Below are 1,555 nucleotides of genomic sequence, written 5' to 3'. Positions count from 1 at the left end.
CACCAATGCCGTCCGGCATGCCCCACCGCCGGCGAAGCCAACCTCCATCGACGATACGCTGATTCAGGAGCTCGAGGTTTCGCTCGATGAATCGCATGCGAGCAAACCGGCCGCCAAGGCGCCGCCGTCGCTCGACGATGAAATGACGAAGCTGCTCGGCGAACTCGCCAGCCAGAAGCGCTAGAACGGCGCGTCGTTTCGCGAAGACGCAGAACGCGCCATCTGCTTGTTTCGACACGATTCCGGACGGAAAGCCGTTTCACGCCTGTTCCTGGATTTGCCTGCCCCAGCAAGGCCGAAATCCGGCGACACGCTTGGGCAACCGAGGGAGCCGCGTCACGCGGGCACAAAAATGGCCGGTCGCCCGGCCATTTTCTAAACCCCTGGGTGATTATCCCAGCGCGTCAGTCGTCGCGATAGACCTTCTCCCGGCGCTCGTGGCGCTCCTGCGCCTCGATCGACAGTGTCGCGATCGGACGCGCATCGAGCCGCTTCAGCGCAATCGGCTCGCCAGTCTCCTCGCAATAGCCGTAAGTGCCTTCGTCGATGCGCTGGAGCGCGGAATCGATTTTCGAGATGAGCTTGCGCTGACGATCGCGGGCGCGGAGTTCAATGGCTCGGTCGGTTTCCGAGGAGGCGCGGTCGGCGAGGTCGGGATGGTTGGCGTTTTCTTGCTGCAGGATTTCGAGGGTTTCGCGCGCTTCGCGCAAAATGTCGTTCTTCCAGGCGACGAGCTTCATTCGAAAGTAAGATTTCTGCCGTTCGTTCATGAACGGCTCGTCTTCAGAGGGTACGTAATCGGCGGTAACGATGTCGTTCATTCGACTCACCCAACAACCCCAAATTTGGCGCCTATATATTCGCGCAGAGAACCGTGCACAAGCGCAATCGGCGACCGTTTCACGCAAATGTAATATCGGACCCACAGCTGTCCATGATATCGTTATGCTTGCGAGCGGAAATCGAATTCATCCATGATTCGTTGTGGTTGAAGGCTATTGGCCATTGTGCGCCATGGCTTTCTCGTGGCTAATCCCATTGTGCCAACCAGGCATTTTGGGGGAGCGGTGAGCAAACTCTACCTGTTGAGACATGCCAAGGCCGGATGGGCGCTGCCCGGCGTCCGCGACTTCGACCGTCCGCTCGATGCCTCCGGCATCGCCGATGCCGAGGCGATCGGGGCAGCCATGCGCAGCCGCAACTACGTGCCCGACCTGACCCTTTGCTCCAACGCAAAACGGGCCCGCCAGACCCTGGAGGGACTGGCCGGCCAGACAGATACCGGCCGGGTGCTGTTCTTCGACACGCTCTACAGCGAGGACGCCGCCGGCTATCTCGGCATCATCCGCGACAATGGCGGGGTGGACTCGCTGCTGGTCATCGGCCACAATCCGATGACGGAGGATCTCGCCATGGCGGTCTCGGGCGACGGCGAGGAGGCCGCGCGTGGCATAATGAACCATGGTTTCCCGACATCTGGCCTCGCAGTCGTCCGCTTCCCCGGCAGTCTTGCCCATGCCGAGCAGGGCAGCGGCTATCTCGAGGCCTTTCTGAC

The 1,555-nt window shown here is 61.1% G+C and carries 2 protein-coding genes and 1 pseudogene; 2 read left to right on the top strand and 1 reads right to left on the bottom strand.

What is annotated here, in order from left to right:
- Positions 1-184: pseudogene (locus tag EN780_RS33890) on the top strand (hypothetical protein); the annotation flags it as partial.
- A gap of 220 nt (positions 185-404) precedes the next feature.
- Here EN780_RS33890 and dksA read toward each other — a convergent pair.
- Positions 405-821, bottom strand: coding sequence for an RNA polymerase-binding protein DksA (dksA, locus tag EN780_RS33885; RefSeq protein ID WP_126054771.1), 417 nt, complete (start codon positions 819-821; stop codon positions 405-407).
- Between the two features lie 246 nt (positions 822-1,067).
- On the opposite strand from dksA, the gene EN780_RS33880 reads away from it, so the two are divergent.
- Positions 1,068-1,555, top strand: a 488-nt coding sequence (locus EN780_RS33880) for a histidine phosphatase family protein (protein WP_133372872.1), incomplete at its 3' end; no start/stop codon positions are given.

This window comes from Mesorhizobium sp. M4B.F.Ca.ET.089.01.1.1, assembly GCF_004022605.1.
Classification (GTDB): Bacteria; Pseudomonadota; Alphaproteobacteria; order Rhizobiales; family Rhizobiaceae; genus Mesorhizobium; species Mesorhizobium abyssinicae.
This window is presented reverse-complemented; position numbering and strand designations above follow the sequence as displayed.